This is a genomic window from Campylobacter hyointestinalis subsp. lawsonii, assembly GCF_013372165.1.
Classification (GTDB): domain Bacteria; phylum Campylobacterota; class Campylobacteria; order Campylobacterales; family Campylobacteraceae; genus Campylobacter; species Campylobacter lawsonii.
Map to the genome: position 1 here is coordinate 716263 of NZ_CP053828.1, position 24318 is coordinate 740580.

The 24318-nt window shown below is 34.3% G+C and carries 27 protein-coding genes; 18 read left to right on the plus strand and 9 right to left on the minus strand.

The window, feature by feature from the left end; all coding sequences use genetic code 11:
* Positions 1 to 266 precede the first annotated feature (266 nt).
* Positions 267 to 704 carry a Rha family transcriptional regulator gene (locus CHLWT_RS03655; RefSeq protein WP_111949879.1) on the minus strand — a complete coding sequence of 146 codons (438 nt, stop codon included), beginning with the start codon at positions 702 to 704 and terminating at the stop codon, positions 267 to 269.
* A gap of 794 nt (positions 705 to 1498) precedes the next feature.
* Positions 1499 to 1741 carry a hypothetical protein gene (locus CHLWT_RS03660; RefSeq protein WP_111949877.1) on the minus strand — a complete coding sequence of 81 codons (243 nt, stop codon included), beginning with the start codon at positions 1739 to 1741 and terminating at the stop codon, positions 1499 to 1501.
* A gap of 338 nt (positions 1742 to 2079) precedes the next feature.
* Between CHLWT_RS03660 and CHLWT_RS03665 the strand changes: the two genes are divergently transcribed.
* The 4 genes from CHLWT_RS03665 to CHLWT_RS03680 all read left to right on the plus strand — a co-directional run bounded on the left by CHLWT_RS03665 (position 2080) and on the right by CHLWT_RS03680 (position 4438).
* Complete coding sequence (locus CHLWT_RS03665; protein ID WP_111995706.1) at positions 2080 to 2409, plus strand: ComEA family DNA-binding protein; 330 nt, start codon at positions 2080 to 2082, stop codon at positions 2407 to 2409.
* 453 nt (positions 2410 to 2862) lie between these two features.
* Positions 2863 to 3312, plus strand: a complete 450-nt coding sequence (locus CHLWT_RS03670) for a cupin domain-containing protein (RefSeq protein WP_112000733.1) — start codon at positions 2863 to 2865, stop codon at positions 3310 to 3312.
* Positions 3309 to 4031 carry a carboxymuconolactone decarboxylase family protein gene (locus CHLWT_RS03675; RefSeq protein WP_112000734.1) on the plus strand — a complete coding sequence of 241 codons (723 nt, stop codon included), beginning with the start codon at positions 3309 to 3311 and terminating at the stop codon, positions 4029 to 4031. The genes CHLWT_RS03670 and CHLWT_RS03675 overlap by 4 nt, the downstream gene beginning before the upstream one ends.
* 53 nt (positions 4032 to 4084) lie before the next feature.
* A complete protein-coding gene (locus CHLWT_RS03680) occupies positions 4085 to 4438 on the plus strand; it encodes a cyclophilin-like fold protein (RefSeq protein WP_112000738.1) in 354 nt (117 codons plus the stop codon).
* Between the two features lie 48 nt (positions 4439 to 4486).
* Here CHLWT_RS03680 and CHLWT_RS03685 read toward each other — a convergent pair whose 3' ends face one another.
* Positions 4487 to 4942, minus strand: a complete 456-nt coding sequence (locus tag CHLWT_RS03685) for a helix-turn-helix domain-containing protein (RefSeq protein ID WP_112000735.1) — start codon at positions 4940 to 4942, stop codon at positions 4487 to 4489.
* A 265-nt stretch (positions 4943 to 5207) separates the two neighbouring features.
* Here CHLWT_RS03685 and CHLWT_RS03690 point away from each other — a divergent pair, with 265 nt between their 5' ends.
* A complete protein-coding gene (locus CHLWT_RS03690; protein ID WP_112000736.1) occupies positions 5208 to 5525 on the plus strand; it encodes a hypothetical protein in 318 nt (105 codons plus the stop codon).
* A 555-nt stretch (positions 5526 to 6080) separates the two neighbouring features.
* Here the strand turns inward: CHLWT_RS03690 and kcuS are convergent.
* Both kcuS and CHLWT_RS03700 read right to left on the minus strand, forming a co-directional pair.
* The gene (kcuS, locus tag CHLWT_RS03695; RefSeq protein ID WP_051663796.1) at positions 6081 to 6278 is read right to left on the minus strand and encodes a KCU-star family selenoprotein; all 198 of its coding nucleotides are present in this window, start codon (positions 6276 to 6278) and stop codon (positions 6081 to 6083) included.
* Positions 6265 to 8388 carry a carbon starvation CstA family protein gene (locus CHLWT_RS03700; protein WP_176320857.1) on the minus strand — a complete coding sequence of 708 codons (2124 nt, stop codon included), beginning with the start codon at positions 8386 to 8388 and terminating at the stop codon, positions 6265 to 6267. The genes kcuS and CHLWT_RS03700 overlap by 14 nt, the downstream gene beginning before the upstream one ends.
* A 179-nt stretch (positions 8389 to 8567) precedes the next feature.
* Between CHLWT_RS03700 and thiS the strand changes: the two genes are divergently transcribed.
* The 3 genes from thiS to CHLWT_RS03715 all read left to right on the plus strand — a co-directional run bounded on the left by thiS (position 8568) and on the right by CHLWT_RS03715 (position 9851).
* Positions 8568 to 8768 carry a sulfur carrier protein ThiS gene (gene thiS / locus CHLWT_RS03705; RefSeq protein ID WP_063998361.1) on the plus strand — a complete coding sequence of 67 codons (201 nt, stop codon included), beginning with the start codon at positions 8568 to 8570 and terminating at the stop codon, positions 8766 to 8768.
* Positions 8769 to 8923: 155 nt separating this feature from the next.
* A complete protein-coding gene (locus CHLWT_RS03710; protein ID WP_111995711.1) occupies positions 8924 to 9370 on the plus strand; it encodes a MarR family winged helix-turn-helix transcriptional regulator in 447 nt (148 codons plus the stop codon).
* 94 nt (positions 9371 to 9464) lie between these two features.
* Complete coding sequence (locus CHLWT_RS03715) at positions 9465 to 9851, plus strand: cupin domain-containing protein (RefSeq protein WP_112000759.1); 387 nt, start codon at positions 9465 to 9467, stop codon at positions 9849 to 9851.
* Between the two features lie 111 nt (positions 9852 to 9962).
* Here CHLWT_RS03715 and CHLWT_RS03720 read toward each other — a convergent pair whose 3' ends face one another.
* Positions 9963 to 10610 (minus strand): GntR family transcriptional regulator, encoded by a 648-nt coding sequence (locus CHLWT_RS03720; protein WP_063998364.1) that lies wholly within the window; start codon positions 10608 to 10610, stop codon positions 9963 to 9965.
* Between the two features lie 236 nt (positions 10611 to 10846).
* Here CHLWT_RS03720 and CHLWT_RS03725 point away from each other — a divergent pair, with 236 nt between their 5' ends.
* From CHLWT_RS03725 to thiH, 7 genes are all read left to right on the plus strand, one after another.
* Positions 10847 to 11026: a hypothetical protein gene (locus CHLWT_RS03725; protein ID WP_063998365.1), complete on the plus strand. Its 180-nt coding sequence runs from the start codon at positions 10847 to 10849 to the stop codon at positions 11024 to 11026.
* Positions 11020 to 12420, plus strand: a complete 1401-nt coding sequence (gene tcuA, locus CHLWT_RS03730; protein ID WP_112000756.1) for an FAD-dependent tricarballylate dehydrogenase TcuA — start codon at positions 11020 to 11022, stop codon at positions 12418 to 12420. Before CHLWT_RS03725 ends, tcuA begins: the two co-directional genes overlap by 7 nt.
* Positions 12417 to 13490, plus strand: coding sequence for a tricarballylate utilization 4Fe-4S protein TcuB (gene tcuB, locus CHLWT_RS03735; protein ID WP_112000757.1), 1074 nt, complete (start codon positions 12417 to 12419; stop codon positions 13488 to 13490). The genes tcuA and tcuB overlap by 4 nt, the downstream gene beginning before the upstream one ends.
* Positions 13491 to 13505: 15 nt before the next feature.
* The gene (locus CHLWT_RS03740) at positions 13506 to 15179 is read left to right on the plus strand and encodes a DASS family sodium-coupled anion symporter (RefSeq protein ID WP_112000758.1); all 1674 of its coding nucleotides are present in this window, start codon (positions 13506 to 13508) and stop codon (positions 15177 to 15179) included.
* Between the two features lie 158 nt (positions 15180 to 15337).
* Positions 15338 to 16138, plus strand: coding sequence for a sulfur carrier protein ThiS adenylyltransferase ThiF (gene thiF / locus CHLWT_RS03745; protein WP_063998369.1), 801 nt, complete (start codon positions 15338 to 15340; stop codon positions 16136 to 16138).
* Positions 16131 to 16892: a thiazole synthase gene (locus tag CHLWT_RS03750; RefSeq protein ID WP_063998370.1), complete on the plus strand. Its 762-nt coding sequence runs from the start codon at positions 16131 to 16133 to the stop codon at positions 16890 to 16892. The genes thiF and CHLWT_RS03750 overlap by 8 nt, the downstream gene beginning before the upstream one ends.
* Before the next feature lies 1 nt (position 16893).
* Positions 16894 to 18054, plus strand: a complete 1161-nt coding sequence (gene thiH, locus CHLWT_RS03755) for a 2-iminoacetate synthase ThiH (RefSeq protein ID WP_063998371.1) — start codon at positions 16894 to 16896, stop codon at positions 18052 to 18054.
* A gap of 219 nt (positions 18055 to 18273) precedes the next feature.
* Here the strand turns inward: thiH and CHLWT_RS03760 are convergent, their stop codons facing one another.
* The 3 genes from CHLWT_RS03760 to nusA form a co-directional block, all read right to left on the minus strand.
* Positions 18274 to 18891 (minus strand): IMPACT family protein, encoded by a 618-nt coding sequence (locus CHLWT_RS03760; RefSeq protein ID WP_034963711.1) that lies wholly within the window; start codon positions 18889 to 18891, stop codon positions 18274 to 18276.
* 60 nt (positions 18892 to 18951) lie between these two features.
* Entirely contained in the window at positions 18952 to 20586 is a 1635-nt protein-coding gene (locus CHLWT_RS09550; RefSeq protein WP_176320858.1) for a methyl-accepting chemotaxis protein, read from the minus strand.
* Positions 20587 to 20862: 276 nt separating this feature from the next.
* Positions 20863 to 21960 (minus strand): transcription termination factor NusA, encoded by a 1098-nt coding sequence (gene nusA, locus CHLWT_RS03770; protein ID WP_112000366.1) that lies wholly within the window; start codon positions 21958 to 21960, stop codon positions 20863 to 20865.
* Positions 21961 to 22173: 213 nt separating this feature from the next.
* Between nusA and CHLWT_RS03775 the strand changes: the two genes are divergently transcribed.
* The 3 genes from CHLWT_RS03775 to CHLWT_RS03785 are packed head-to-tail and all read left to right on the plus strand — an operon-like array spanning position 22174 to position 24318.
* A complete protein-coding gene (locus CHLWT_RS03775; protein ID WP_063998375.1) occupies positions 22174 to 22416 on the plus strand; it encodes an HP0268 family nuclease in 243 nt (80 codons plus the stop codon).
* Positions 22413 to 23720: a tRNA (N6-isopentenyl adenosine(37)-C2)-methylthiotransferase MiaB gene (gene miaB, locus CHLWT_RS03780; protein ID WP_112000367.1), complete on the plus strand. Its 1308-nt coding sequence runs from the start codon at positions 22413 to 22415 to the stop codon at positions 23718 to 23720. Before CHLWT_RS03775 ends, miaB begins: the two co-directional genes overlap by 4 nt.
* Positions 23704 to 24318 (plus strand): lysophospholipid acyltransferase family protein, encoded by a 615-nt coding sequence (locus CHLWT_RS03785; protein WP_111996257.1) that lies wholly within the window; start codon positions 23704 to 23706, stop codon positions 24316 to 24318. Before miaB ends, CHLWT_RS03785 begins: the two co-directional genes overlap by 17 nt.

Consider the following 24318-nt stretch of genomic DNA (forward strand, 5'->3'; position numbering starts at 1 on the left):
CGGTGTCCCTACTAGCTTTTTAACAAATTTTGATTATCTATTAGGTAGAGACTAGGATATATTTAGGAACTCAGATTTTAGGAGAAAAACCAAAGAAAAATAAAAATACTTATATAAACATAGCAAAGCTAATGAGGCATTCGGAGTATTATGAGATACCTTTAGGCAAGATTAGTTCGTTTAAGTGGGGGACGGCTTTTTCTGGTGGCTTTAACCTTGACGATGAAGTTTTAGAAGTCATAAATCAAGACAGAATAAAACGCAATTTATACCCACTTGAAAATTATAATGGCATAGAAAAAAAGATTAAATTTAGAATAGAGATTTAATGGGCTTTTGCTACTTTGCTTTTTAAATTTAAGGCTGGTTAGCTCGGCTTCCATTAGATTAAAAGCCTTGATAAACTCTATTTTCCATCTATAAGCCTTCTCGCCTGTAAAGCCCATAACCAAAAGCGAAAAGCTATCACGTGAAATTTTATAGTATGGCTCACTTCGCACAACAGCTCCAAATTTGGCGGTTCGCTCCGTCTCCTTAAAATTAAGGAAATAGAATTCATCGTTTGGTAAAGCCCTAATTTGTGCTAAAATATCACAATGTCGTTTATTGAAAACATTTGCGACGCTTAAAGAAGTGGTAAATATCCCACCATTTATCACTTCAAACTCTACGCTCTGTCCGTTTATAACGATAATTTCGTTCATTTTTTATCCTTTAAATTTAATTTGTGAATGTTAATCGCGATATACGCAAGTAACAAAACCTCTACTACTTCTAAAATTTAGCTCATTTTAAGCTTCTTGTCTCTGCGGTAAAATATAAAAGGCTCTTTGCTCTTTATATTTATCCATCTCTTTGCTCCTTGTTTTTTAATATCTGCTACCAGTTATTTCTGATGAAATTTGCTACATACATAAAGGCGTCTTTATCGTCAAATCTTTCTAAATCCTTATAATTAAATCTAGCTTATTGATTGTATTTACTACATTTGATATGATAAAATCTCGGTCATATCTCGATAATAGACTCAATAAAGTTATCATCTCGTTTTTTGTAAAAAACGGATAGCTATCTTGTTTCATTTTTTCTAAGTCGTAGTTTATTGATTCTATGGATAACTCTTTATTTATTTTTTGCTCCTTTTTATTGTTTTTTTATTATCCGATTTTGCGGATTATCCTTATGTTCTTTTAACGCAGCTCTGCTAAAGAACCAAACACTAAAGTTATCTATCCGACTAACGCGGATTAAATTTAGGTTTTTGAGCTGAACCTATTAAATAGGCTTTAAACACTATTTAAATCGCTTTAAAATTTGCTTTTATATACTCTAGCGCGTCTATAAATGAGCCTGTGAATTTATGCCCGTTGGCTAGTACTTCAAAGTCGCAAATTTCATTTAATTTATTGCTCCAAGCCCATTCCCCTAAAAAACATATTTTGTCATTTATGCAAATACTTCTGCGAAGTTTGTATTTAGCTCATCATCATTTAACCAACTATTTTTTTATTATTGTCTGTAATATGCCAACCTTTTTCATCGATGAAAATATATAGCGTTCGCTTTTCCATATTTTATTCTCCGTGTTATTTTTAAAGTATTGTTTTGCCAAATTTTGGCTATGTTTTTTAATGACAGTCCAAACCTTATCGTCTTGATAAATAATAATAGTTTTACCTCTTATTCCTACTTGCCTTGCTAGATTATATATGCTAGTTTTAATATCACTGATGTTATTCATAACAGATATTAGCTCTGTTTTACTAGGTTTCTGCTTTGTTTGTGCGTGTAAATATCGCTTTTAGCAACTCTTTCATAACCCATACTATCAATAAGCTCATCTTTTGCTTTTGGACTTGTCGCCAAGAGGTGCTCGACCCGCTATTTTGCGACACAAGAAACTGATTCTAATAACTATCAAAAAATCATAAAACTATGTTAGACAGATTAAAATTAATACCCAAATTTATAGATAAGTACTACAAAAAGTAACATAATAGATATCAAATTTATATAAATTCAGTAAATTTTATATAAAATTTAGATTTAATATAAAATTATTTTATTTAAGGAGATTAAATGAAGGCGTTTATTTTAACCGCTCTTAGTGCTAGTATGGTCTTAGCTGCTATCAATATCAACACAGCTAACAAAAGTGAGTTAATGGAGTTACCTGGAATTGGTGAAGGTAAAGCAAATTCGATTATCGAATACAGAGCTAAAAACAAATTTAAAACCATAGATGAGATCAAAAATGTCTCTGGAATCGGAGATAAAATATATGAAAATATCAAAGCTGATCTAATAGTAAATGGCCCAACCGATACAAAAAATTTAAAAAGCAAAGATATCAAAAAACCAACAAAAAATGATAAAAAAATAGATAATAACTCTACAAAAAATAGATAAATTCCCTATGGTTAAATTTAGTTTTGGCTAAATTTAACCAGAATTGTGTGGATAAAAATAGTAAATTTAAAGTTAAAATTATTTTGTTATATAGATGAAAATCAGCAAAAATAGATTGATATAGCTTAATAGAGCACTCTTTAAGTGTATTAGAGATGAGTTAAAAACTAATGTTTGATATAAAAATATATTAATTCATTTACACTAATTTTATCACAGAAGCCAAAAGCTATTTAAACTCAAATTTTTATTATTTTTAAGATTTTATCGCTGTGATGCTTTGCTAAAATATCATATAATCTCTAAGAGCTTTTGCGTATTTATGGCCACTAGCTTAAGCCAACACTTTAGTAAAATTAATCATATTTTTACAACATTTTTCTAAATTCTCTTGACTTACACTTGGTGTAATGTGTTATAATTTTTGCTAAACTTTTAAAATAAGGAAGCAAAATGAAAAAAATAATTCTAACTCTTTGCATTACCGCGGCGGCTTTTGCGCAGGATTTGCCTTTTAGCAAAGGTGAGATAAATCCGCATAGCAAATACTTCACCGGCACTACCTATCTAAATACCTTTGATGATGCACAGGGCGGCAGAAGTGCTAATGCTAGCTTAGTAACCTTTGAGCCTTGTTCTCGCACACACTGGCACACACACGAAAAGGGCCAACTTCTAATCGTTTTAAGCGGTGAAGGTGTAGTGAAAACAGAGGGACAAAAAGCTATAAAAGCCCAGCCTGGCGTAATAATCAAAATAGATAGCGACGCTAAACATTTTCACGCAGGTGGCAAAACCACGCAAATGGCACACATCTCAGTCATGGGAATGCCAAACAAAACTACCTGGCTAGAAAAAGTAAGCGACGAAGAGTATGAAAGCGCTTTAAGAGAACTTCAATGAAAAAGATTTTAGCTGTTTTTGCGGTGTTTGGAGGTGTTTTGATGAGTGCGGATATAGAAGACAACACGCTTAAAGCGGTGTTTGAAAACTTTGAGAAAAGTAGCAAAAATGATAGCATAAAAGCCGGCCTAACTCCTAGGCAAATCGAGCTTAGCAACCTAGCTGTGATAATAGCATCGGGTTCAGTTAGGCTATGGCAAGAAAGGCTAGAAAAAAGCGAGTTAAAAGCTGATGAGATAATGGAGCTTTTGCGCCAAAGCACGGCATATCTTGGTATGGCTAGGATTAGGGAATTTATCTTTGTCACAAGTGAAATTTACAAGCGTAAAGGCGTGAAAATCACAGATTTTGCCATAGATAGCGATGAAAATAGGCTAAAAAATGGGCAAAATTTACAAATAGAGCTTTTTAGTAGTGCTACTACGCAGAGCATGAGTGGCGACTACGCACAAATCGGCAAATATTTAAGCCAAAATTGCTTTGGGGATTATTACACTAGAACTGAGATTTTAAGCCTAGGCGAGCGTGAGATTATCACATTTTTTCTTTTAGCGGCTCAAGGCGACACATCAGCGCAGATGAAAGCTCACGCAAAAGCTATTTTTCTTCAAGGCTTAAATAAAGAAAAACTAATCGCCCTAATCAACGCAAATATCGCTCTTATAGGCTATCCACGCTCACTAAATGCCACCGCTGCTGTCATAGAGGCTAGCAAATAATGCGAGTGATTTTGGCTTTGCTTTGTGCTTTTGGCTTTGTTTTAGGAGAGACAATGGAGATTTTTGTTAGTATAAATGGAGAAAAACTTAGAGCAAATTTAGCTCAAAATAGCTCGGCAAAGGCTTTGTATAAAGAGCTAGAAAAAGGCGATATCATCATAAATGCTAGTGACTACGGCGGATTTGAGAAAAACGGCAAACTACCATCGCCGCTGCCACGAAATGATGAACAGATCACAATGCAAGCTTGCGATATAATTCTTTATAGCGGACAGACTTTCGTGCTAGCCTACGACATAAACTCATGGTCGCTAACTCGCCTTGGCAGAATAGAAGGCATAAGCAAAGATGAGCTAAAAAAGCTACTAGGCGCAGGCAGCGTGGAGATAAGACTATCTTTAAAATGATATGAATTTTTTGGAATTCCAAAACTTCAAGGAATTCCAAAAATTTATTTAATTCAACAAAATTTTACTAAATTTCTCTTCCACTCTTGCCATGCACTCATCAAAGTCTCTAAACGCTTCTTTATTTATCTTCCATATCGCACTAGCTAGATCAAGTCTGATTTTTTTAGCAAACAGATCAAGCGTTGTAGCGTCTATCTCTACATACTCATTTGCAAAGTCTGCCCTCCAGTCAGCCTTGCCAACTCCGGCTAGTTTTGAATTCACCGCTCCGTCTCTGTTGCCACCACGCTCATCAACTAGCCCTTTTATACCGCCATTTGCGTATCTTCTAGCCCAGTCGTAAATTTGCCCTTTTGATACCTTTTTGTCATACATCTTATTTATGTTGATATATGACAAAAACGCATCTATTTTTACTTTTCTATCACGAGCCTTTAGCCAAAGCTTTACTACTTTGGCTTTTAGATATGCATCTGCTTTTTTATCATCATTTATATTCATATCATCAAAAAGCTCTGCTAAGTATCTTTTTGCGATATAATTTTCTAAGTTTATTTTAAAGTTATAGCTTATTTATGAGACTTTCTAAAAAAAATCAAAGAGTATCGATTAGAAAAAGGTTGAACTCAATATGATTTAGCTAAATTTTCAGGAGTATCATTAGGAAGTATCAAAAAGATATGAAACTGATAATATTACTTATGCGAATTTAGAAAAAATAGCGAATGCACTTCAAAAAGATATTAGTAATTTTCAAAATAATAAAATGTCTCTTAGTATGTCTCTTAGTCAAGATATAAATTTGTCTCCTAGTCAAGATAAATATGTCTCTAAGTCCCAAAATTTATCCCAAAACAACCCCTTAAACGCTCCAAACCTTAAAAAGTCACAAGATAAAATATCTATTAGCATCAAAGAAGACACCATTTATGTCCCATTTTTTAAAGATGGTGTCGTAAGTGTTGTACGCAAGATTTTAGCAATGACTGCGACTTTTTGCCATTTAAAAAGCAAAATTTACGCCTTTGGTGCTCATATATCGGCATTATTTCATGCGTTGGAAACTCGATGCAGCCGACCATAGAAAAAGGTGAGCTTGTGGTATTTTAGCAAGACAATGCTCAAAGTGAAAGCGCTATTTATGTTGTGCGTAATGAGCTTTTTGTCAAACGTCTCAAAAAACGCCCACTAATCAGCGACAATGCAAACTATGAACCAATTAATAAGTCACAAAGCTTTGAGATTTTGGGGCGAGTAATAGGGTCTTACTCTATCAATTCAAAACGCTTTTAAATGATTTTTAAAAACCTTGTAAAGTCTATGAAAAAAATGTAAAGAAGTGTAAAATCAAATTTGATTTTGCTAAAAACATTATCAAATACCATTAAAATCAATCTTTAAGCTATTTTTATACCGGTTAGATTTTAAATTGTTTTTTACAATATTTGAGCTAAATAGCGTTTTAAATTTAAATACCCATACGAAGTTTTCGTAGCTCGTTTGGGTAATGATAAGATAGAAATGATCGGTGAAAAGATCAAATACCACAAATAGAATTTGTAGATAATTACAATACAAATTTATATAAATTTGATAAACTTTGGTTTCGTACGGTTTAACCTAAACCATTCCAAATTTATCAACATTTTACATTTTTGGCTTTAGCGTCTTGAGCTTCTCTAAAAAACTGCGCCCTAGAAAGCGGTTGCTCTCCTGGGTGGTGCTTGTTGAAATGCTTCAAATACTTTTCATATTGATGAAGTCCTATCAAAGGATAAAGGGCTTCATCAAGTTTTTCATACGCTTGCCAAACTTTTTTTAGTTTAGCAAACAACATCTTTGTATTCACTCGCTTTTTTGTATTCGCTTTGCATAAGTGGATAAGCTTTATCGTTGCCATCTTTGTAAATTCTAAAGCAAATTCTAAAAGTTTGCACCGCTACTACGACTACAACTATCATAAAAAATCCACATAATACGGCGTCTATTACATTGTTTCTGATGACTGCTTCGGCTTTGGCTATCGCGGCTGGATCAGTTAATGTTTCTAGTTTTTTAGCCATATTTTGAGCAGTTGCTACGTGGCTTACCGCGTCATGAACTCTATCGCCATTTGCTGGAAGTAGTTTTTGGAATGCTGCGTACATAGTAGTTATCAAAACCCAAACAAGAGGAGCGATTGTAACCCATGAGTATTTTGCTTTACCCATTTTAAACAATACCACAGTCGCAAGCATAAGGGCGATACCAGCTAACATTTGGTTTGATGCACCAAATAACGGCCAAAGAGTAAATATACCGCCCATAGGATCAGTAACTCCACTATAAAGCAAGTATCCCCAGCCAGCACAACATATAAAAGTAGCAACTACGCCGTAAAATAAATTTTTTGTATCACCCGTAGGTTTATAAACGTTACCTAGTATATCTTGTATCATAAATCTGCCTGTTCTTGTTCCAGCATCAACTGCTGTTAGGATAAATAATGCTTCAAATAGTATAGCGAAGTGATACCAAAAAGGCATTGCTTCAACCCCACCCATTATCTCGTGAAATAGAAGTGTTAAACCCACTGCAAATGTAGGCGCACCACCGGTTCTACCCATCATAGTTTCTTCGCCAACGCTTTTTGCAAGACCTAAGATCTCTTCAGGCGTTACGGTAAATCCTAAATTTGCTATATAAGCTGCAGCGCTAGCCGCGTCTGGTCCAAGAAGAGCGCCAGATGTGTTGATAGAAAAGTAAAGTCCAGGGGTTAGTATGGTAGCAGTAACTAAAGCCATAATACCCACAAGACTTTCCATAAGCATAGCACCATATCCGATAAATAGCGTCTCGCTCTCTTTTTCTGCGAGTTTTGGAGTAGTTCCGCTTGAAATCAGAGCGTGAAAACCTGATATCGCACCGCAAGCTATAGTGATAAATAAAAATGGAAATAGAGGCCCAGGAAATACTGGTCCAGTACCATCCGTAAATGAAGTAACCGCAGGCATTTTAAGCTCAGGTCCAACTATAAGTATAGCTATAACCATACCAACTATAACGCCTATTTTTAAAAATGTACTTAAGTAGTCTCTTGGAGCTAGTAAAAACCAAACAGGTAAAATAGCGGCTATAAATCCATAAGCTATAGTAAGCCATGCTAGAGTTGTGCCTTTTAGAGAAAATACGTTGCCCCAAAATGGATCTATTGCTACATAATGACCACCCCAAAGAGATATTATAAGTAGGATAAAGCCGATTATAGAGGCTTCTATAACCTTGCCAGGACGTAAAAATCTCATATAAATTCCCATAAATATAGCAATAGGAATAGTCATAGCTATAGTAAATAATCCCCAAGGAGAATCAGCTAAAGCTTTTACGACAACCATAGCAAGTATAGCTACAATGATAAGCATAATAAAGAAGATTCCTATCATAGCAACGCCGCCGGTAAATCCGCCAAGCTCTTCTTTTATCATCTCTCCTAAGCTCTTTCCGTTTCTGCGAACAGATAAGAAAAGAACAACGAAGTCATGCACAGCTCCTGCTAAAACGACACCGACTAAAAGCCATATCATACTTGGCAAGTAGCCCATTTGAGCCGCAACTACTGGGCCTACAAGAGGACCAGCTCCTGCGATGGCTGCAAAGTGGTGACCAAAAAGAACGTATTTGTTTGTAGGAGTATAGTCTCTACCGTCGTTCATAGTGTAGGCTGGAGTAGCACGATTATCATCTAGTCCAAGAACCTTAAAAGCGATAAATCTTCCATAAAATGTGTAGCCGATCATATAGATACAAATACTAGCTACAACTAGCCATGTTGCGCTGATACTTTCACCTTTGTTTAGCGCCAAGACACCAAAAGCAAAAGCACCGATAATGGATACGAGTATCCACAGAAGTTTTTGATATAACTTCAAATTCTCTCCTTTTGTTTTAAAATCTTTATTAGCGTTCATTTTCTTATAAATTTGCTTAAAACTTCTTATTGATTTGTGCTAAATTTAAAATTATTATATAATATCATTACATTTGTGTAGAAATTACACAAATTTATTTGATAATAATTATATCTATATGACTTTTATATTAAATTTATATGATGTATAATACAAAAAATAAAAATTTAGGATAAGAGATGAATATAAAAGTAAATTCAAACATAGTAGAAGTAGCAAAAAGTATCAGTCTAAAGCAGTGGCTAGAGCAAAATGGTTATAATCTAGAGCTTATCGCTGTGGAATGCAACAAAGAGATCGTACAAAAAACGAAGTGGGAAGAGTTTTTACTAGAACCCGATATGAGTTTAGAAATCGTAGAGTTCGTTGGAGGCGGATGATTTGGTCTTATTTTGGCGTATTGTTTTAGCATATCTTAGCGTGTTATATTTCACTTTAGTGTTTATACAAGTGGCGCGTAAATTTAAATGAGATGTGATTATTATTTTTTAAAATCCTCTTGACAAAAGTTAGATATCTAATTATAATTACACCCATGAAAAGTAAAAAATCAAATAAAATGACTATATCTTTAGCTTCAAAGCTCAAAGATGTTGCAAATCAGTTTATCATCTCAAAGCTAAAAGCAAATGGACTAGCAAATATCTCTCCTAGTCACGGAGATATCTTAGCTATACTTTTTGATGAAAAGCCTCATGATATGACTGAGATATCAAAACGTATATGTAAAACAAAACCAACCGTAACTGTTTTAGTAGAAAAGCTAGAAAATAGCGGCTATATAACAAGGGTAAAAAGCGATGAAGATGCAAGGATAAGCTTTATATCTTTGAGCCAAAAAGGCATCGCACTAAAGCCTATCTTTTGTCAAATTTCAAAAGAATTAAATGATATAGTTTATAAAGACTTTTCGCAGATAGAGACTGAAATTTTAGATAAGTTATTAAAAAAGGCTATTATAAATTTTAATGATAAAGTATGATTTTTTTATTTAATTAATTAGATATCTAAGTAATAAAATAGTGGCGGTGCCATAAATTTGGCTTTAAATATTAAATTTAATAAAAGGATTAACAATGACAAAAACAGGAAAAAATTACAAGATGATCTCATCAAAAGATAGCCCTAGAAGTGAGTTTCATGATGAGTTAAATTTAACAGGATGTGAAGTGTCTATAAATCACTTAAAAGCTGGTGATAGTGTGCCTTTTGTCCATTCTCATAAACAAAACGAAGAGGTTTATATAGTGCTTGAGGGAAGCGGAGTTTTGTTTATAGATGGCGAAGAGTTTGAAGTAAATGCCGGTGATGTTTTGCGTATAGATCCTGATGGTAAAAGATGCTTTAAAGCAAGTTCTAGTAGCGATTTGAAATATATCTGTATTCAGTGCAAAGCTGGTAGCTTAGAGCAGTTTACCGACGGAGATGGTGAGTTAAACAGTGAAAAACCAAGTTGGCTTTAAATGGCGGTTTAAATTTAACTCTTATTTATATAGTTTAATGATGCTTAACAAAGACGTTTTATGCTTAAAAGCGTCTTTGTAAAAGCTTGTAAATTTATTTATTTTTATACATTATAAAATTTTGCCATCTTGTAAAAAGATCTTTATACGGGCTTTATAAGCATTTTTAATATGCTCTTTTGCATACTTCTTTGCTGCTGAGCTATCATGATTTTTAAGCGCTTCTACAATTTTTATATGTTCTTCATACGCCTCTTCTTTACGTTTTTCATCGCTTAAAGTGCTTTTTCCAAGCAATAAAAGCGTATTTGTAAGCTCATTTATCGTTTTAACTAGAAATTTATTGTGGGCGCAACGAAATAGCATAGAGTGAAAAAGCCTATTATTTTGAATGATTTGCGATGAGATTGTTAGCTCTTTTTCTCTTAGCACTATCTCTTCAAGGGCTGCTATTTCTATCTCGTTGGCATGAATTGCTGCAAATGATGCTGCTGTCCCTTCTAAAATTTCACGCATTTCATAAAGTTGGGTAATGGAGTTTTCATCTAAAATAGAAATTCTAAGTCCATCTACGCTAGACTCTATCAATCCTTCATTTGCTAAAAGCGCAAGAACTTCGCGAACAGGTGTGCGTGAAAAGCCAGTTTTTACCGCTATGTCTTCTTCTTTTACCCTATCTCCTGGTTTTAGAGTAAAATTTTCAAGTGAAGTTATAAAGAAATCATAAATTTGTTTTTTTGGAGATTTTGTGTTTTTCATTCTAACCCTTTTTTCTTTGTGTAATAATATCAGAATTTCATTAATTTTTCTAAAATTAAATATAAAATTAACACTAGTATTTTATATTTAATTTAGCTTGTAGCTTAAAAATAACAAAAGTATGTAAAAAGGTAACACTATCTAAAATAACTAAGTATTTTTTTGCATACAAAAGAATACTTTAATAAATTATTTGTAATTATGTCGGCATAAATACAACATAAAGAGAGACGGCAATGGAAGAAAAGTTACAACAAAATCCGCCCAAACTTTCTAAAAAGAAAGAGGCTAGTAAGACTTTCAAGATCGCAAGTAGAAATTTCATAAAAATGTGTAACTTCGCGATTTATGATTTTTACGCTGTTTTTATTCTATTTAGAAAATGTGGAGCTAAAGCAAGGAGTGAAGTATGCTAGAAATAAATTGTGATGTTTTAGTTATCGGTGGCGGTAACGCTGCCCTTTGTGCGGCGATTAGTGCCAAAGAAAATGGTGCGGACGTACTGATGTTAGAAAGCTCACCAAAAGCTTGGCGTGGAGGTAACTCACAACACACTAGAAATTTGCGTTCGATGCATTATGGACCAACTGACGTGCTTACTGATACTTATAGTGAAGATGAGTTTTTTGAGGATATTTATAAAGTGACTAAGGGTCAGACAAATGAAGAGTTTGCTCGCTATGTCATCAAAAATACTCCAGAAGCAGTAAAATGGGCAAAAAGCCATGGTGTGCGTTTTCAAAGCTCATTTGGTGGTACTTTACAGCTTGGAAGGACAAATGCGTTTTTCTTAGGCGGTGGCAAATCGTTAGTAAATTCTTACTACCGTGAAGCCAAAAAAATGGGGATAAAGGTCTTGTATGAGCATGAAGCTAAAAGCCTAAATATCCAAAACAATAAAATAATTAGCGTAGAAGTAGAAGACAAACAAAACAGACAAATACTCACCTTCAAACCAAAAGCTTGTGTTATAGCAAGTGGTGGATTTGAGTCAAATTTGGAAAAATTACGCGAAGCTTGGGGTGAGCCTGCTAAGAATTTTTTGATTCGTGGTACTAAATTTAATCAAGGTAAGATGCTTTTTGCATTGCAAGATGCTGGGGCTAAGATCATCGGTGATCCTACTCAAGGGCATATGGTGGCTATAGATGCAAGAGCGCCAAAATATGACGGCGGCATCGCTTCGCGTGTGGATTGTGTAAGTCTTGGGATAGTCGTCAATAAAAACGCCAAAAGATTTTACAACGAAGGAGAAGATTTTTGGCCAAAGCGTTATGCGATCTGGGGAAGACTAGTAGCGTCTCAGCCTAATCAAATCGGATATTCGATCACGGACGTAAAAGTACTAAAGCGTTATATGCCACCACTCTTTGAGCCGATCGTGGCAAATTCACTAGATGAACTAGCTGATAAAATAGGTCTTGATAAAACGGTTTTAAAAGATACCATTTCTGAGTTTAACGCTCACGTTGTAAGTGGAAATTTCGATCATACTGTGCTTGATGATTGTCATACAAGTGGGCTTGAGATAGATAAAACCCACTGGGCTCAGACTATCGATACACCGCCGTTTTATTGCTATCCACTTCGCCCGGGCGTGACATTTACATATCTTGGAGTAAAAGTTACAAAAGAAGCAGCGGTTGTTATGCAAAATGATGAAGTATGTGAAAATTTATTTGCAGCAGGAGAGATAATGGCCGGAAATATCTTAAGTCAAGGGTATTGCGCTGGATTTGGTATGAGTATCGGATCTGTATTTGGGCGTATCGCAGGACGTGAAGCGGCAAAATCAAGGGGAGAAAAATGAACGAAACATTATATAATAAAGCAATAAGACTAAGCCAAATTTGCAATGCGTGTAGGTATTGTGAGGGCTTTTGTGCTGTGTTTCCAGCTATGGAAAAGAGACGTGAGTTTCACATAAAAGACGCTGATTATCTAGCAAATTTGTGTCATCAATGCGGCGAGTGCTTGTATGCGTGTCAATACGCGCCACCACACGAGTTTGATTTAGATGTTCCACGCGATTTTGCAGCAGTTCGTAAAGAAAGCTATAAAAAATTTGCTACGCCTAAGTTTTTGGGTGTAGCGTTTGAAAAAGCAGGACTTCTTACATCGGTACTTTTACTTGTAGTTTTGGCTATCTTTTTAAGTTTAACTAGTGGAAACTTTGATAAAGATGCAGCTGGAAATTTCTATGAGATCACGAGCTATAAGACAATGGTTGGAGTATTTGGTCTATTTGCGACGATATCATTTGTGATGATACTAATAAGCTGTTTTAAATTTGCAAAATCTATCGGTTTTGATGGTGTTAAATTTGTGGATTATATCAGTGCTCTTAAAGACGCTCTTAGCCTAAAACACCTTGGCGGACATAATTATGAGGGTTGTACATTCCCAAATGGCGAAGATAGATCAAATTTACGTCGTTATTTTCACCATTTTACATTTTATGGTTTTATGCTCTGTTTTGCAGCAACAAGCATTGCGGCGTTTTATGATCACTTCTTAGATTATCACGCTCCTTATGCGTTCTTTTCATTGCCAAAACTACTTGGAACTTTTGGCGGTATCGCTTTAGCTATAGGCTGTGTAGGGCTTTTTGCTATGAAGATAAAAGCAGATAGAAATTTGATTGATATAAAAAGTTTAAATATCGATTATGCGCTTATATTTATGCTATTTTTAAGTGCATTTAGCGGACTTATTTTGATGATTTTTAGAGATACTAGCTTGCTTGCGTATTTGCTTGTATTGCATTTAAGCTCAATCTTAAGCTTTTTTATCATAGCGCCGTATTCAAAAATGATGCACTTATTTTATCGTTATTTGGCACTTGTCAAAAACGCAAAAGAGTGCAGAATATATAGTTAAATTTAAAGGTAAAAAATGGAAAAACCAATCGATAAAAAGACTAATTGGATGCAAATAATTGGTCTATTTGGTGGAATTATTGCGGCGATTTTAGTCTATATATTTTTTCCAAGCGACGCGCCAGAGATTGTAAATTCTATGGATGCAGCAAAAGAGGCGATGGCTAAAGGCAAACCACTAAATACAGACTCTATGGCAATCGCTGCTGCGGTTGCGATTTTGATGGGAGTTTGGTGGATGAGTGAGGCAGCAACACTTGCAGTTACTGCGTTATTGCCACTTGTGCTATTTCCTATTTTGGGTGCTGATACATTTAAAAATGTCGCTGCTCCATATTCTAATGACACAATATTTTTATTTATGGGTGGTTTTATTTTGGCTTTGGCAATGCAAAAATGGAATTTGCACACTCGAATTGCAATCGCGATTGTGTTAATGGTAGGCACTTCTCCACGCCGTTTGATAGCTGGATTTATGGTGGCTACTGGTTTTATTACGATGTGGGTTAATAATACTGCTACGACAATTATGATGCTACCTGTTGGTTTGTCTGTGTTGCACTTAGTTGAAAAACTTCGCAACGCTCCGATAAGCGGAACAGTTGAAGGCGATATGAAACACCTTGATGCCATAAGCAAACAATCAACTCAAGGTGGCGTTGTAAATGCGATAGCACACAAAGGAGCTGATGTAATTAAAAAAGTAAAAGAAAGAACATCGGCTTTTAGCACAAATTTTGGTATTTCGCTAATGCTTGGAATCGCCTATGCGGCGACAATAGGCTCGACTGGAACAATGGTTGGCTCTACTTCAACTGCGTTTTTTGTAGGACATATGCAAGAAGTTTATGGTATAGAGATCGGCTTTGGCGAATGGATGCTAATGGGGCTTCCGCTGAGCATTCTTATGATGGCTTTTTGCTGGTTTTTGCTTACTTTTGTTATATTTCCGCCTGAAATGAAAGAAATTCCTGGCGGTAAAGATGTGATCCGTGAAGAATATCGCAAACTTGGGAAAATCACCACAGCTGAAATTCTAGTTGCAATAATCTTTGCGTCTGGTGCATTTTGTTGGATTTTCTTAGGCTTTATATTAAGATATTTTGATATCAAGGTAGCTTCTCTAAATTCGCTAATTGCAATATCTATGGCAGTTTTATTTTTCTTAATTCCAGCTAATCGAAGTGGTGAGCGTTTGATAGATTGGGCTACAGCTAAAACACTTCCTTGGGATATGTTGATACTATTTGGTGGTGGCTTAGCTCTCTCAGCTCAGCTTAGTAAAACTGGTCTATCTTTATGGATAGGACATTTGGTGCAGAATTTAGATGGATTAAATATCATATTAATTATTGTAGTTGTGACAGCACTTGTGATTTTCTTGACTGAGATAGTTTCAAATACAGCAACTGCGGCGACTTTTATACCGATTATTGCAGGTGTTGCACTTGGACTTGGATATGAAGGGCGAGATATTATGGTTGTTACAATTCCTGTAACACTAGCAGCGATTTATGCTTTTATGTTACCTGTAGGAACTCCTCCAAATGCCATAGCTTACGGATCTGGATTTGTGCGAATGAAAGATATGATTAAAGCGGGATTTTGGCTAAATATAGCAGGAATTACGATAATCACGCTAATTACTTGCACAATGGGAATGTGGGCTTTCGGGCTTAAATTTCACTAATATAAATTTAAAAACCACGATAAGTCGTGGTTTTTACCAATGCTCAGCCAAATAAAAATAAATATTCCACATACTTTTTATAGTTAAAATAAATTTAAATAGGACAAATAAAATCATAATTTAAATAAAACTTACTTTATATAAGCTATAATTCCAAAATGAAAAATATAAGAGTAAATTCAAAAGATTATAAAACTTGTGCAAAAGATTTAGCTGAACTTAAAGCTGAGTTAAATATAGTTGATGAACTAACGATATATAAAGGTTTTAGCGTTAGTGAAAATCTAGAGATAAGCGATGGAGATAGCATAGTTTTTATCAAAAAAGGACAGATGCCACCGCTTGATTGCTTAGAAGAGATGATGAGTTCAAGAAATTCTCCTGAAGTAACAAAAGCTCTAAAACAAGCAAAAGTAGGTATAGCAGGTCTTGGAGGACTAGGAAGCAGTGTAGCTATAGCCCTTGGACGAGTAGGAACAAGGTATTTAAAACTAGTTGATTTTGATACAGTAGATCCATCAAATTTAAATCGCCAACAATATTTTATAAAAGATATCGGACGTTTTAAAACAGAAGCTCTTTGTGAGACTATGGGGCTTATAAATCCATTTGTAAAAGTTGAGTTTGAGACTATAAAGCTTGATGAAACAAACGTAAATGACGTTTTTAAAGACTGCGATGTCGTGTGTGAATGCTTTGATAATCCAACTTCAAAAGCTATGCTAATAAACTCTCTAAAAAATAAAGAGATAGTAGCCGCTAGCGGAATGGCTGGATATGGCAAAAGCGAAGAGATAAAGACGCTAAAACTAGCAAAAAATTTATATATATGCGGTGATTTAGTCAGTGCGGCTAGTATTGGAAATGGACTTATGGCGCCGCGTGTTGGAATATGTGCGATGCATCAAGCAAATAAAGTTTTAGAAATATTAATCAATAAGGTAAAGCAAGATGGATAAATTTATTTTAGGCGGAGTGGAGTTTGGCTCAAGATTTATAATGGGATCTGGTAAATTTAACCCAGAGCTTATAAAGGCTTGTGTAGAAGAGGCTAAAGTAGATATAGTAACTCTAGCTTTAAGGCGTGTAAATAAAGATAAAAATGAAAGCATAACTGAGTTCATACCAAAAAATGTGACACTTCTACCAAACACTAGTGGTGCTAGAAATGCAGATGAAGCGGTGCGTATAGCAAGGCTTTCAAGAGAACTTGGATGTGGAGATTTTATAAAAGTGGAAGTCATCAAAGATACTAAATATCTATTTCCAGACAATTTTGAGACCATAAAAGCAACTGAAAATTTGGCAAAAGAGGGCTTTAAAGTGCTTCCTTATATGTATCCGGATTTAGTTGTTGCTAGGGATTTAGTAAGTGCAGGCGCTAGTGCGGTTATGCCTTTAGCTGCTCCGATTGGATCAAATAAAGGGCTGATAAATCGTGAAATAATTCAAATTTTAATCGATGAGGTAGATATACCTATCATAGTAGATGCTGGTCTTGGAAGACCGAGCGAGGCTTGCGCGGCTATGGAGATGGGGTGCGCTGCTGTGATGGCAAATACAGCCATAGCAACAGCAAATGATATAAGAGCTATGGCAAGAGCTTTTAGCGAAGCCATAATAGCCGGTAGAAGAGCCTATCTAGCAGGGCTTGGAAGAGTAAAAGGTATTGCAGATGCAAGTTCTCCATTAACTGGATTTTTAAGGGATTAAAATGCGAGATAGAAACGATCATATGAAATATCTTGAAAATCAAGAAATTATAGACCATAGCATTATGGATAGGATATTAAAAGAGTGGCAAGAGAGCGACTTTGATAGCTTTTCTAGTGAAGATGTTTTAAAAGCAATTAGTAATGATAAAAGAACTCTTGATGATTTTAAAGCTTTACTAAGTCCAGCTGCGGCACCTTTTTTAGAAGATATTGCTAGAGTTGCAATGAGTGTAAAAGAGCGATATTTTGGTAAGAATATCTATCTTTTTACTCCATTATATATAGCAAATCATTGCGATAATAACTGCGTTTATTGTGGTTTTAACGTTCATAATGAGATAAAAAGGGCTCAGCTTGATGAAAATGCTATCATAAAAGAGCTTGAAAATATTGCAAAAAGCGGACTTCAAGAGATACTTATATTAACCGGTGAAAGTCAAAGTAAAACACCAGTTAGCTATATAGGCAGAGCTTGTGAGCTTGCAAAAAGATATTTTAATGTGGTCGGAGTAGAAATTTATCCGCTAAATAGTGATGATTACGCATTTTTGCATAGATGCGGAGTTGATTTTGTGACTGTGTTTCAAGAGACGTATAATCCCGTAAAATACGAAAAGATTCATCTTGAAGGCAATAAACGTATTTTTCCATATAGGCTAAACGCTCAAGAAAGAGCTTTAATGGGCGGTATGAGAGGTGTAGCATTTGCAGCTTTGCTAGGCATTGACGACTTTAGAAAAGATGCTATGGCAACTGGACTTCATGCTTATTTACTTCAGTCAAAGTATCCTCATGCTGAGATATCCATCTCTGTTCCTAGACTTCGCCCTATCATAAATAATAAAAAAATAAATCCGCGAGATGTAGGTGAAAAAGAGCTTTTGCAAGTTATTATGGCTTATCGTCTATTTTTACCTTATGCAAATATCACTCTTAGTACAAGAGAAAATGCACATTTTAGAGATCACGCTATAAAGCTTGGAGTTACGAAAGTATCTGCTGGAGTGAGCGTAGCTATCGGTGAGCATGGTGGAAAAAAAGAAGACGATAAAGGCGATGGGCAATTTGAGATAAGCGACACAAGAGATGTTTTAGGTATGAAAAAGTCGATTATAAGTGCAGGTCTTACGCCTGTGATGAGTGATTATATATATGTTTGATTTAAATTTATTAGTTTTAAATTTAAAGCAATCTAGGCTGAAATCCTATCCGTGATTTTCTATATATTTTTGATAGAATATATAAATCTAGGAATTACCAGAAGTTACGCTTGTAAAGATAGCTCTTGCTAAACTAGCAAATACGGGTAAAGTATTTTCTAGTCTATCGTTGAAACAAGAAGCCAACCTATCTTTTAGTAAATGGGTGATTTACTAATATCAAAATAGGTTTTTTGCACTTAGTGGCACGGCTAAAATGCTAAAGCCACTTTGCAAAAACTGTTTTGAAAAATTCCAAAAATCAAAAAATTCATTTTGAGTAAATTTAAACTCAAACTCACAACCATCAAGCGTAAAGTCTTTTGATATCTCGCTTAAATTTGACTTTTCAAAATAGTGTAAAAATCTACTTATCAAAGCAAAAGGTACAAAAAATCTACACTCATCTTTTATCTCAAATTTGATTAATTCTGCGTTAGCTATAGCTAAATTTACGCTGCTACTATACGCTCTAACTAAGCCGCCAACGCCAAGTTTTATTCCCCCAAAATATCGCACTATAAAAACTGCGACGTCTATGAGATCAGCGCCACGCAGAGCATCTAAGCTAGGCGCACCTGAACTTCCTTTTGGTTCTCCATCATCGCTTAAGTTTTCTACGATTTGTAAGTATTTGTTGTAATGCCTATAGGCCCATACGATATGGACTGCTTTTTGATGCTCTGCTTTTAGCTGTTTATGTAGATGTTCAAACTCGTAAAATGGGCATAGATAGCTTATAAAAGTTGATTTTTTTATCTCTTGTTTTTGTGAATAAATTTGTTTTATACAAAACATATAATCCCCAAATATTTTTTGAGGATTATATAAAGAATTTAAAAATTTTCGCAAGAGCGATCAAAATTTCTTCTTCTTAACTTCATTAACTATAATATCAGCAATACCTTCTACTTCTTTAGTAACTCTATTAGTATCACTTGCTATAGTAACATTTTGTTTAGTTAGCTCATCAACACTTACTACGCTATGACTTATTTGATTTATAGCTTCTGTTTGCTCATTGATACTTTGAGATACTTCATTTATGCTTTGACTTAAGATATTTACATTTGCTTCAATCTCTCCTAGAGATTTTTGAGTTCTCTCAGCTAGTTTTCTAACCTCATCTGCAACTACTGCAAATCCACGTCCATGCTCTCCAGCCCTAGCTGCTTCAATGGCTGCATTTAGTGCTAAAAGATTTGTTTGATCAGCAATATCTCTTATGATAGTTATGATGTTTTTGATATCTTCGCTTTGTTTTATAACTTCAGCAGTTCTTTCATTTATAGCTTCCATAGAACTACTCATCTCTTCAACAGCGGCTGCACTTTCTTGAAGACTATCTGATTGAGATTTGGTTGAAGTATTTAGATTATCTACTAGAGTTTTTAGACTATCTGCTTTTTCTTCTAGATTATTTGCTTGAGCTAGGTTATCGTTTAGCATCTTTGTGATCTCATTACCAAGTAGATTAGTTACTTTTTCTACTTCACCTTTAGCATCTGGTATCTTGCTAGTGAAGTCTAAATTTTTAAAGCTATCAAATGTGTTTTGAATAACGTTTATATCGCTTCCTATCTTTTGTTCTAATGTAGATAGCATTTTATTTAATACATCTTTTAATTGATTTAATCCTGGTGATGCTGGTTTAGAAGTTATTCTTACACTTAGATTTCCGTTTTCTACCTCTTTTGCTCTTTGAAGAGACTCATTTACAGCTATAGAATCTTGATTTAAATTCTCTTTGACTAAATTTATGTTTTCATTAATCATTTTAGCCATTACTCCAAACTCATCATTAGAGTTTATTTTTATATCTTTTGGATTGTTATTTTTGTTGTTTAGGAAGTCAAAGAAGTTTTTGAGACCATTACTTATAGATGTGATTGAATTTATAAGATATATTTTTGAAAACCAAAGTATTCCGCTAGATAAAACTATTATTGCTATTATCAGCACTGTGCTATATAATCCTAAAGAGTGTGCTGCTTTTGTTCTAATTTCTAGACTAATTTCTTCTTGTTTTTTTAGCTTACTTATTTCATCTTGCATCGATTGCTTTAAATCTCTCCAAATTACGGTTATATCTTTGATATCTTGATCAGATATTTCTTTGTTTGATTTTATGTTATCTAAAAAGCTTTGGTTTTTTGATGCAAAAGCGTTAAATAGATTTTGTAAATTATCATTTTTACCACTTTCTTTTAGATAATCGTTCTTATTTTTGATAAAATTTTTTAAGCTATCTTCTAATACAGTCTTATCATAGCTATTAATACCAAAAATATTTAAATTACCTATCGCAACCCTTATTCGGTAGGCTTCAATCATTCCTGCGTTCATATAACTGTATTGTGTTACGTCTTTCATGTAGTCATCAAAAGACGACCTTGCTTTTGAAAGTAAAAATTCTATAGATATAAATAGAAAAACTAATAATGCGGCTATTATAGATATTATGGTTACCACTTTAGCGTTTAATGACTTCATGTCTGCTCCTTTTGTATTTTATGTATTTGATAAATTGATTAAATATTGATTAAATGTAAAAATTTACATAAATTTTAGTTAAATTTACTTTATACCCCCCCCCAGATATATGATTTGTATTGTTTGAACGAATACTTAACATATAAAACTTTCTATTTTTTGAAATTATAACAAAAATTATATTTAAATTTTATAAAATTTATAAATTTTATATTATACTTAAAATAAAATCAAAATTTATAGCCAAGAGGTCGTCTAGTAAATACTCTAAATTTACTACATATCGCCAAATAAAGCTTTTAGATTTTTTAATCCTTCTTCGTTGTTTATCTCTTTTGTAGCGTTTTCTATTTCGTGAAGCTCTATCTCATAACCAGTTAGCATACTTGCAAGGCGTATATTTATGCCACTACTTCCTATTGCTTTGCTTTTTTGTTCTGATACTAGTGAGACTATGGCTTTATTTCCTTCTATCTTTACTGAGTTTATGATAGCAGGAGCTAAAGACCTAGCTACAAAGATAGCTGGCTCGCTACTATACTCGATAGCATCTATATTTTCGCCGTTTAACTCTGCGCTAACTGCGTTTATACGAACGCCTTTTATGCCTACTGTAGCACCGACTGGATCTATGCTAGGACTATTTGAGTATAGTGCTACTTTTGCTTTTTTACCAGGTATTCTAGCGCTGTTGTGTATCACTACGCCACCATCTTTTATCTCTGGAACTTCAGCTTTTAAAAGCGCTTCAAGAAATTTAGGCGATGTGCGTGAAAGCTCGACTCTTATTCCATCTTTTTTATCTAAATTTACACTTTTTATGATAGCTTTTACTGTATTTCCAACTCTGAATTTTTCATCTTTTATACGATTTTTCATACTCATAACCGCGCGAATTTCATCTATCTCGATATAGGTATTTTCATCGCTATCTACTCTAGTGACAGTGCCAAATACTAATGTATTTATTTTTGAGCTATACTTTTCATGAATTTTTTCTTCGATAAGTCTTTGTATGTGGTATTCTATCTCGCGTGAGAGAACTCCTGCGCCAGTACGTCCAAGAGAATCTATATTTAACTCATAGTTTAAACTATCACCTATCTCAAGACTAGAATCAACTTCGTGAGCTTTTTTTAAGCTGATAAAATGCTCTTCATCAAGCCTTTCATCGCTATCTTCTACTACAAGAATTTTTTGGTATAAATGGATACACTTCGTAAGCTGATCAAGAGTAGCTTCGTATTCGCACTTAGGCTCATAAAGTCTTTTTGCAGCATTGACAAAAGCTATGCAAATTCTGTCTTTAACATCATCATAGCTCAAACCTTTTTCGTTTGCTATCGATTCTATAATATCTGAAATTTTTTCCATAAAAAATCCTTTGAAAATCTTTTTGCACTTTTTGAAAATAATAAATTTGGGAGATTTAAAATTTGCAAGTGCGGTATTTTAACTAATCTTTACTTTTATTTTCTTTAAGTATTTAGGAAAGATATTTTTAAATTTAAGTCTTGTTTTAAACGAAATTTAACTCAAAATTTGCTATGCTCACGAGTTAAAACTATACAAAATAAAGGATAGATGATGGAGTTAAAGTTAGCTAGGACAGAACTTGATAATAAACCAAGAACTATAAGCTTAGATAAGATAGAAGTCGCAGTAGCTAAAGATGGCGGCAAAATATTTTATTTTGATAAAGAAAACTCTCATAAAGAGCTGATTAGTCTAGTTGAATACTTTGAGAAAAAAGGTCTTAGCGTTTATCACAGAACTGTAAAATACGGCCTTGATGAAAATGACTATATGTATGAGGTCCATATCCTTTGAGTAACGTAAAAAAGAGACTTTTTATCCAAACTTTAGGTTGTGCGATGAATGTCAGAGACAGCGAACATATCATCGCAGAACTAAAAGAAAAAGAAGACTATGAAGTAACGCATGATTTGCAAAGTGCAGATCTGATCCTTATAAACACTTGCTCAGTTAGAGAAAGGCCGGTACATAAGCTTTTTAGTGAGATTGGAGCTTACGAAAAAGCTAAGAAAGCAGGTGCTAAAATAGGAGTTTGTGGTTGTACTGCAAGTCACCTTGGAAGTGAGATTTTTAAAAGAGCGCCTTATGTTGATTTTGTTCTTGGGGCAAGAAATGTTTCAAAGATAAGCGAAGCTGTAAATACGCCTAAATTTGTAAGTGTAGATATAAATCACGATGAGAGTGAGTATGCTTTTGGAGATTTTCGCTCAAGCCCATATAAAAGTTTTGTTAATATAATGATAGGTTGTGATAAGAAATGTACGTATTGTATAGTGCCACAAACTAGAGGTGATGAGATAAGCATACCAAAAGACATTATTTTAAATGAAGTAAGAAAAGCGGCTAATGGCGGTGCGAAAGAGATATTTTTACTCGGTCAAAACGTAAATAATTATGGCAAAAGGTTTTCTGGGGCTCATGAAAAACTAGATTTTAGCGATCTTTTAAATTTAATAAGTGAAGTTGATGGTGTAGAGAGGATCCGTTTTACTAGTCCGCATCCTTTGCATATGGATGATAAATTCTTACAAGTTTTTAGCAAAAATCCTAAAATTTGTAAATCAATGCATATGCCTTTACAAAGCGGATCAACTGCGATTCTTAAAGCTATGAAAAGAGGTTATAGTAAAGAGTGGTTTATTGAGCGTGCTTTAAAACTAAGAGAGCTTTGCCCAGGCGTTGCTATATCAACTGATATCATAGTTGCGTTTCCTGGTGAGAGTGAAGCTGATTTTGAAGATACGTTGCAAGTTATGGAAAAAGTCAAATTTGAGCAAATCTTCAGTTTTAAATACTCACCTCGTCCGCTTACTCCTGCTGCAAGTATGACAAACAAGATCGATGAAAAAACGGCTAGTGCGCGTTTAACTCTACTTCAAGATATGCACAATAAAATGCTAGATGAGATAGTCGCTACTCAGATGGGAGCTGTGCATGAAGTGTATTTTGAAGAGCTAAGAGAAAATGCAAGTGTAGCAGGAAGAAGCTCGAATAATTTTTTAGTTCAAGTAAAAGGCAGTGAAGAGCTTTTGGGTAAATTAGTACAAGTTAAGATAACAGATCCAAAAAGAATGGTTTTATATGGAAAAATCATTTAAAGATAGATTGTTTATTAAATTTGCTTCTATTGTGATTTTTTGTATATTATGGGCGATTTATCTGACTTGTAAAAAGAGATTTATCGGCAATCCCGTATCAAAAGAGCCTTGCGTAGTGCTTTTTTGGCATGGAAAACTTGCAATGTTTCCATTTATATTTAAAAGATGGTGGCAAGGCAAAAGTGCAAAGGTCATCATCTCAGACCATAAAGATGGTAGAGTAATAAGCACTGTGTCGAGTTATTTTGGTATAGGAACTATAAGCGGAAGTTCTAGTAAAGGAGCTCTTAAGGCTCTTTTACAAGCTTTTAGAGAAATAAAAGCAGGTGTTGATGTAGTCATAACTCCTGATGGACCAAGAGGGCCAAGACATAGTATAAGTGATGGTTGCGTCGTAATACCTCAAAAAATGGAAGTAAATATAGTGATTTTAAAATATACAGCTACAAAGTTTTGGCAGTTTAAAAGCTGGGATAAGATGATTTTGCCAAAACCATTTAGCATTATTACTTATACTCTAAGTGAGCCTTTTAGCGTAGCTCATTTAGGTCTAGATGAGGCTAAAGAGCTCATAGCAAAACATATGCAAGAGTCGTAA

What these genes read in the sequence shown, in the direction of transcription:
- CHLWT_RS03740 (WP_112000758.1), top strand. Translation starts at nt 13,506, where the DNA reads ATGGAAAAACCAATCGATAAAAAGACTAATTGGATGCAAATAATTGGT.
- CHLWT_RS03715 (WP_112000759.1), top strand. Translation starts at nt 9,465, where the DNA reads ATGACAAAAACAGGAAAAAATTACAAGATGATCTCATCAAAAGATAGC.
- CHLWT_RS03655 (WP_111949879.1), bottom strand. Translation starts at nt 704, where the DNA reads ATGAACGAAATTATCGTTATAAACGGACAGAGCGTAGAGTTTGAAGTG.
- CHLWT_RS09550 (WP_176320858.1), bottom strand. Translation starts at nt 20,586, where the DNA reads ATGAAGTCATTAAACGCTAAAGTGGTAACCATAATATCTATAATAGCC.
- CHLWT_RS03750 (WP_063998370.1), top strand. Translation starts at nt 16,131, where the DNA reads ATGGATAAATTTATTTTAGGCGGAGTGGAGTTTGGCTCAAGATTTATA.
- kcuS (WP_051663796.1), bottom strand. Translation starts at nt 6,278, where the DNA reads ATGTTGTTTGCTAAACTAAAAAAAGTTTGGCAAGCGTATGAAAAACTT.
- CHLWT_RS03775 (WP_063998375.1), top strand. Translation starts at nt 22,174, where the DNA reads ATGGAGTTAAAGTTAGCTAGGACAGAACTTGATAATAAACCAAGAACT.
- CHLWT_RS03760 (WP_034963711.1), bottom strand. Translation starts at nt 18,891, where the DNA reads ATGTTTTGTATAAAACAAATTTATTCACAAAAACAAGAGATAAAAAAA.
- CHLWT_RS03670 (WP_112000733.1), top strand. Translation starts at nt 2,863, where the DNA reads ATGAAAAAAATAATTCTAACTCTTTGCATTACCGCGGCGGCTTTTGCG.
- CHLWT_RS03710 (WP_111995711.1), top strand. Translation starts at nt 8,924, where the DNA reads ATGAAAAGTAAAAAATCAAATAAAATGACTATATCTTTAGCTTCAAAG.
- thiS (WP_063998361.1), top strand. Translation starts at nt 8,568, where the DNA reads ATGAATATAAAAGTAAATTCAAACATAGTAGAAGTAGCAAAAAGTATC.
- CHLWT_RS03725 (WP_063998365.1), top strand. Translation starts at nt 10,847, where the DNA reads ATGGAAGAAAAGTTACAACAAAATCCGCCCAAACTTTCTAAAAAGAAA.
- CHLWT_RS03700 (WP_176320857.1), bottom strand. Translation starts at nt 8,388, where the DNA reads ATGAACGCTAATAAAGATTTTAAAACAAAAGGAGAGAATTTGAAGTTA.
- CHLWT_RS03675 (WP_112000734.1), top strand. Translation starts at nt 3,309, where the DNA reads ATGAAAAAGATTTTAGCTGTTTTTGCGGTGTTTGGAGGTGTTTTGATG.
- CHLWT_RS03660 (WP_111949877.1), bottom strand. Translation starts at nt 1,741, where the DNA reads ATGAATAACATCAGTGATATTAAAACTAGCATATATAATCTAGCAAGG.
- tcuB (WP_112000757.1), top strand. Translation starts at nt 12,417, where the DNA reads ATGAACGAAACATTATATAATAAAGCAATAAGACTAAGCCAAATTTGC.
- CHLWT_RS03785 (WP_111996257.1), top strand. Translation starts at nt 23,704, where the DNA reads ATGGAAAAATCATTTAAAGATAGATTGTTTATTAAATTTGCTTCTATT.
- CHLWT_RS03680 (WP_112000738.1), top strand. Translation starts at nt 4,085, where the DNA reads ATGGAGATTTTTGTTAGTATAAATGGAGAAAAACTTAGAGCAAATTTA.
- thiF (WP_063998369.1), top strand. Translation starts at nt 15,338, where the DNA reads ATGAAAAATATAAGAGTAAATTCAAAAGATTATAAAACTTGTGCAAAA.
- tcuA (WP_112000756.1), top strand. Translation starts at nt 11,020, where the DNA reads ATGCTAGAAATAAATTGTGATGTTTTAGTTATCGGTGGCGGTAACGCT.
- CHLWT_RS03720 (WP_063998364.1), bottom strand. Translation starts at nt 10,610, where the DNA reads ATGAAAAACACAAAATCTCCAAAAAAACAAATTTATGATTTCTTTATA.
- nusA (WP_112000366.1), bottom strand. Translation starts at nt 21,960, where the DNA reads ATGGAAAAAATTTCAGATATTATAGAATCGATAGCAAACGAAAAAGGT.
- CHLWT_RS03665 (WP_111995706.1), top strand. Translation starts at nt 2,080, where the DNA reads ATGAAGGCGTTTATTTTAACCGCTCTTAGTGCTAGTATGGTCTTAGCT.
- CHLWT_RS03690 (WP_112000736.1), top strand. Translation starts at nt 5,208, where the DNA reads ATGTCTCTTAGTATGTCTCTTAGTCAAGATATAAATTTGTCTCCTAGT.
- CHLWT_RS03685 (WP_112000735.1), bottom strand. Translation starts at nt 4,942, where the DNA reads ATGAATATAAATGATGATAAAAAAGCAGATGCATATCTAAAAGCCAAA.
- thiH (WP_063998371.1), top strand. Translation starts at nt 16,894, where the DNA reads ATGCGAGATAGAAACGATCATATGAAATATCTTGAAAATCAAGAAATT.